We start from the raw sequence: 5,720 nt of genomic DNA, 5'->3' as shown, positions 1-5,720 counted from the left end.
AAGAGACAAAAATCTCTTCTTCTGCATAACATGATGCAAGAAGCCTATACCCTCGTTGCAAATAATCCACAGCTTTTAGATTCTAAAGAGTATAAAAAACTAGAAAATATTTATAAGATAAAGTATTTAAATGCAGTCAATACTCTGCAACACTCAGATACACAAAAAGCCCAACATATTCTTGAAAACTGTTCAAAGATCCAATCTAAAATAGAGGATATAGAGCAGCTTTTTGAGGCATATAGGTATTATGAAAGGTTTCAAACCCTTTGTATGCAAAAATTATATGCCCCTGCTTATGCTTTAAGTGAAAAATATCTACCACTGCAATACTCAAAAGAGTATAAGGAGATGGAAAGAAAGTACAAGCGGGCATATAAAAATGCTCAAAAACAGATACTTTTAATGAATACACAAAAGGCAAAAGAGTTGCTACTTCCTTATCTGGGGGTTGTATTAAAAAAAGAGAGTATAAATCTTATTCTTAAAGATAATAAAGATTTTTTATCCTTTTTAGATGCCCTTAAACAGCTGCAATACCATGATATAAAAAAGCTTTTAGCACTACATCCAAATTTTTCACAACTCCCTCCATATAAAGCATTTTTAGCTAAACTTGAGGCAACTTTGAGCAATATAAACTCTGCACTAAACGCAGCTGCTATCCAAAAAGCTACAGCAATGATGGAGAGACTAAAAGGTATATCCCTCATAGCAGAAGAACTGAAGTTTCTTGAACAAAAAGCAGAAATGATTGAAATGCTTATGCAAAGTTACCAAGAGAGTGAATTTAAAAAGTGTTACGAGATTCTTGATGAATATCCACAGATGTTTATGGAGCTAAAGCTTGCAAAAATGCTCGAAAAACATTGGAGCAAACTTATGCAAAAATGTGAAAAATACACTCTATATGGAAATATAAAAGGGGTGAAAAAGACACTTAAAGAGCTAATCTCAGTAAGAAGCAGAACAAAAAGGGTAGGGGCACTTTTACGGCTTACTTTTATTGTAAGCATTGATGATTTTCTAAGCCAAAAAAAGTTTAGCAGTGCAGAGAATTTCATCTACTCTTATATTGATATTTTTGGTCTTGATAGTAACTTGCAAAGAGTTATGCAAGAGTATGAAAAGAAATCATCCCAAAAACTTGCCATTATTATCAAACAACAAAATAGAATAGCGCGTGACGCATGGCTGCATAACAAACTTATTGTAGATTAGAGCATCAGTTCTATTATATCTTTTACGGTTTTATCAAAAGGGACATAAAAATTGGCACCTTGTGAGATAAACTGCCGCATTGCCTCTTTTTTCTCTATTGCCTCATCAAGTTCAGGGTCTGTCCCTTTTATATATGCACCGATACGAATAAGTACCTCATTCTCCTTTAAAAGGGTGTAGAGCCTTCTAAATTTCATAACAGCCTTAAACTGTTCCTGCGAGATTATATCATTCATTACCCTTGACGCTGAGTTTAAAATATGAATAGGAGGATAAATACCAAAATCTGTCATTTCACGCGATAAGACTATGTGTCCATCCAAAATAGAACGCGACTGATCAGCAATAGGATCACTCATATCATCACCCTCTATGAGCACCGTAAAAAAGGCGGTGATAGAACCTTTTCCTTCCTCCTTTCCAGCTCTTTCCATCAGTTTGGGTAAAAGAGTAAGAGAGGAGGGTGGATAGCCTTTAGAGGTAGGTGGTTCACCAAGTGCCAAACCTATTTCACGCTGAGCCATAGCAAAACGGGTCACAGAGTCCATAATAAAAAGTACATCTTGCCCTTGATCTTTAAAAAACTCAGCAACACTCATGGCAGCAAATGCACCATATTTTCGCATAAGAGGAGAGTCATCAGAAGTTGCCACAATGACCACGGTGTTTGTCAAATCACCACCAAGATTTTTCTCTATAAATTCAGGCACTTCACGCCCACGCTCACCTATGAGTGCTACAACTTTTATGGGAGCATCTGCACCACGGACAATCATCCCCATAAGGGTAGATTTTCCTACACCACTTCCTGCAAAGATACCAAGCTTTTGCCCTTTACCACAGGTTAAAAGACCATCAATACTCTTAACACCCACACTAAAAACTTCATCTATCATACCACGCTTCATGGCAGCAATAGGTGCTTTTATGATGGGTCTTAATTGCGAATCATGTATAGCTTCTTTTCCATCAACGGGACGCATAAATGGATCTACCACTCGCCCTAAAAGAGCCTCCCCAATGGGAATTTTTAAGCCTGTTGCATCTAAAAATACTTTATCACCAGAGCGAAAGCCCTCAACAAAGCTAAAAGGAGAAATATACAGTAGGTCTCCATCAATCTCGGTGACCATGCCAACCGTCTCTTGCTCTGTCGTATTTGAGACAATTTTAACAATATCGCTAATGCTTACATTGAGACCTTTTGCAATAATCACCGTTGCGTTTATCTTTACGACTTCTCCAAACGCAACAGAGTAATTTTTATTTGCAAGTTTCTCTTTTAGGGATGCAAATGGCATTTTTTAGTATCGTGAGCCACTAGGTGAGTTAATGAGTGAGAAGAACTCACTTCTGGTTTTTTCATCTTTTTTAAAGAGTCCACGAAGAGCTGAAGAGGTAGTTGTAGAGTTTATTTTTTCCACACCTCGCATCTCCATACACATATGGCGTGCTTGAATAACAACGGCAACACCCTTTGGCATTATTGTATCCATAATAGCATCTGCTATCTGCTCTGTTAATTGCTCTTGAATCTGCATTCGTCGTGCAAAAACATTCACAACACGAGGAATTTTAGAAAGACCAACTACTTTTCCATCAGGAATATAAGCAACATGTACCCGCCCAATAATTGGCAGTAAATGGTGTTCACAAGTAGAATAAAACTCTATATCTTTCACCAAAACCATTTCATCATTTGAACTCGTAAAAAGTGCTTTTTTAAGTATAGCAGCAGGGTCTTCTTTATACCCTCCATAAATAAATTCAAAAGATTTTCTTACACGAGAAGGAGTGTCAAGAAGACCCTCCCTACTAGGATTTTCTCCAACATGCTCCATCATTATTTTTACTGCATTTTCAAATTCAATATTTTTATTTTCTGACAAAATAATCCTACCTTAATGAATAAAAATTGTAGGAACGATAAGAGGATATCGTTTCATTTTACGATAAATATGTTTTCTCACTACTTGACGCAAGTCTGATTCTAATGCTCTTGGATTATCAATCATTCCCGGTTTCATATTAAGAAGGAAGTTTTCTACGATTTCACTCATCTCTTTTGCAAATGCTTTGTCTCTTTTATCTGGAACAATACCAAAAGTAGTAACTTTTGGTTTGTCCATCATTTTGCCAGTCTGCTCACTTACTTGAATAACCATCATTATGACACCTTCAGCTGCCAATTTTTGACGATCCATAACAATATCATCTTCAATTTGATGGTTATTTTGATTATCAATATATGTTTTACCAGTTTTTACAGTTTTTACTTTTCTCATATATTTTGGTGCAATCTCAATCTGTTCACCATCACTCATAAGAAGAATATTTCTCTCTGGAACGCCACACATCATTCCTGTCTCTTTGTGCTTCATAACATGATTATATTCACCATGAATTGGTAAAAAGAATTTAGGATTTACTAAACGCAACATAAGTTTTTGCTCTTCCATAGAGGCGTGACCAGAGACATGAATATCTCTATCCATTGCCACTCTCGCACCACATTTTTGTAAATGGTTAAGCATTTTAGAAATAGAACCTTCATTCCCAGGAATTGCACGAGAAGAGAGTACAATCAAGTCTGTCGGTTTAATTTTAATGTGTCTATGCTCTCCAATACTCATTCTAAAGAGTGCTGAATTTGCTTCACCTTGAGAGCCAGTAGTAACAATAAGTACATCTTTATCACTCATATTCGCTACATCTTCAGGCTCTACAAAAATACTTTTAGGAAATTTTATATAATCATACTGCATACAAACTTCTAAGTTACGCTCCATTGAACGCCCAATCACACAAACTTTACGACCATACTTCACGCCATACTGAATAGCTTGATAAACACGGTGAATATTTGAGCTAAATGTTGAAAGTATTACGCGTCCCTCTGCTTTTGAGAAAACTCTGTCAAGTGCAGGTCCAACACTTAATTCAGATCCAGTAGCTATTGGATTATGTGAGTTTGTTGAGTCACTCAACAGACACAATACTCCTTTTTCACCATAATGAGCAAGTCTATGAAGATCTGCTGGGTATCCATCAACTGGTGTATAATCTATTTTAAAATCACCAGTGTGGATAACAGTTCCAGCTTCAGTAGTAATTGCAATAGAAGAAGAATCAATGATAGAGTGTGTCATATGCATCCACTCAACTTCAAAATCATTTCCTATTTTATATACTTTTCTCTTCTCAATTGGATTAAAATATTTTCTTGCCTCTTTTAAGTGGTGCTCATCAAATTTATTTCCTATCATTGCTAAAGGAAGTGGTGTTCCATAAATAGGAAACTGCAACTCTTTAAAAAGATATGGCATTGCACCAATATGATCTTCATGGGCATGTGTAATTATAATACCGACAATCTTATCTTTTATTTCATGAAGGTATGAAAAATCGGGTACTAAAATATCTACACCATGCATATCTTCATCAGGAAAGCTCATACCAACATCGACTAATATTGCCTCATTATCTGTTTCAAAAACAGCAATATTTCCACCAATTTCACCAAGTCCACCAAGTGGTGTTACACGGATTTTTGCCTTAGAATTTAAATCTAATTTATAATGGGGGTTCAATCTTTGCTTATGAGACTCTTGATTCTTAGAAACAAAAGATTTCAGATTTTCATCAACTGGTGAAGGTCCTCTTTTATGTCGATTACGATTTTTATTTTTGTTATTATTAGACTTAGCAGCCGGTTTATTACCTGTTGTAGCTTCATTTTTCTTTTGATTAGGATTCGGTCTACGACTATTATTATTTCTTCTATTGTTATTTGGTTTGCGTTGTTCTTGAGGTTTACTTTGAGTAGCCTCTTGTGTCTCTTCTGCCATCCAAACTCCTTATTTATATTATTTTGTAGAGTTGGTGATAGTCCTTCGTGCTAACTTGATGAGGGCGAATTGTTAATGTAAGTTCTAGCTCGTTAAAAGCCTCTTGGAGTCGTGGTTTTTCATATTTTGCTGAAAGATTTTTCATCAAAGTTTTACGAGGTTGTGTAAATGCAACTCTTAGCATATCTTCAAAATCTTTATCACTTCTATCAGCACTTTTTTCTATTAGAAAAACCGCAGAGTCAATCTTTGGTTGTGGGTCAAACGCAGTCGGTGGAACTTTCACAATTATCTTTGCTGTTCCTACACTTTGGGTAATAATACCCAACGAACCAAATACTTTTTCACCTGCAACTGCACAAAATTTCTCTGCAACTTCAAGCTGTACCATTACAAGTATACTTTTACACATTGGATCTGCGAGTGCTTTGAGTATGATGTTCGTAGCTATATAGTATGGCAAATTTGCCACCAAGTCATACGGCTCATCAATTAAAGTAGTCTGCCAAGCTTGTAAAACATCCCCACAATTTAAGTGGAGTCGCTTGGTATCGATCTCTTTTTTAAAAGTATCTTGTAACAGTTTACATAAATCGGTATCTACCTCAAAAGCTTCTACACTTTTGACATCAACTAAAAATTTAGTTAAAT

At 35.8% G+C, this 5,720-nt stretch carries 4 protein-coding genes and 1 pseudogene; 1 reads left to right on the top strand and 4 read right to left on the bottom strand.

Going from position 1 to position 5,720, the window contains the following annotated elements; all coding sequences use genetic code 11:
* A pseudogene (locus tag MVY38_RS01385) lies at positions 1–1,221 on the top strand (hypothetical protein); the annotation flags it as partial.
* Here the strand turns inward: MVY38_RS01385 and fliI are convergent.
* The 4 genes from fliI to MVY38_RS01365 form a co-directional block, all read right to left on the bottom strand.
* Positions 1,218–2,522: a flagellar protein export ATPase FliI gene (gene fliI, locus MVY38_RS01380; RefSeq protein WP_297482656.1), complete on the bottom strand. Its 1,305-nt coding sequence runs from the start codon at positions 2,520–2,522 to the stop codon at positions 1,218–1,220. The pseudogene MVY38_RS01385 and the gene fliI sit on opposite strands and share 4 nt — an antisense overlap.
* 3 nt (positions 2,523–2,525) lie before the next feature.
* Entirely contained in the window at positions 2,526–3,110 is a 585-nt protein-coding gene (gene folE / locus MVY38_RS01375; RefSeq protein WP_297482653.1) for a GTP cyclohydrolase I FolE, read from the bottom strand.
* A gap of 12 nt (positions 3,111–3,122) precedes the next feature.
* Complete coding sequence (locus MVY38_RS01370; protein ID WP_297482650.1) at positions 3,123–5,069, bottom strand: ribonuclease J; 1,947 nt, start codon at positions 5,067–5,069, stop codon at positions 3,123–3,125.
* A 13-nt stretch (positions 5,070–5,082) separates the two neighbouring features.
* Positions 5,083–5,720, bottom strand: a 638-nt coding sequence (locus tag MVY38_RS01365) for an rRNA adenine dimethyltransferase family protein (protein WP_297482647.1), incomplete at its 5' end; no start/stop codon positions are given.

The sequence above is a fragment of the Sulfurimonas sp. genome (assembly GCF_027056685.1).
GTDB lineage: Bacteria > Campylobacterota > Campylobacteria > Campylobacterales > Sulfurimonadaceae > Sulfurimonas.
Note: the sequence above shows the minus strand (reverse complement) of the source record. Positions and strands in the feature narration are given on the sequence as shown.

Excerpts from the sequence above, each read along its gene's own strand:
- MVY38_RS01370 (WP_297482650.1), bottom strand. The coding sequence starts at position 5,069 with ATGGCAGAAGAGACACAAGAGGCTACTCAAAGTAAACCTCAAGAACAA.
- fliI (WP_297482656.1), bottom strand. The coding sequence starts at position 2,522 with ATGCCATTTGCATCCCTAAAAGAGAAACTTGCAAATAAAAATTACTCT.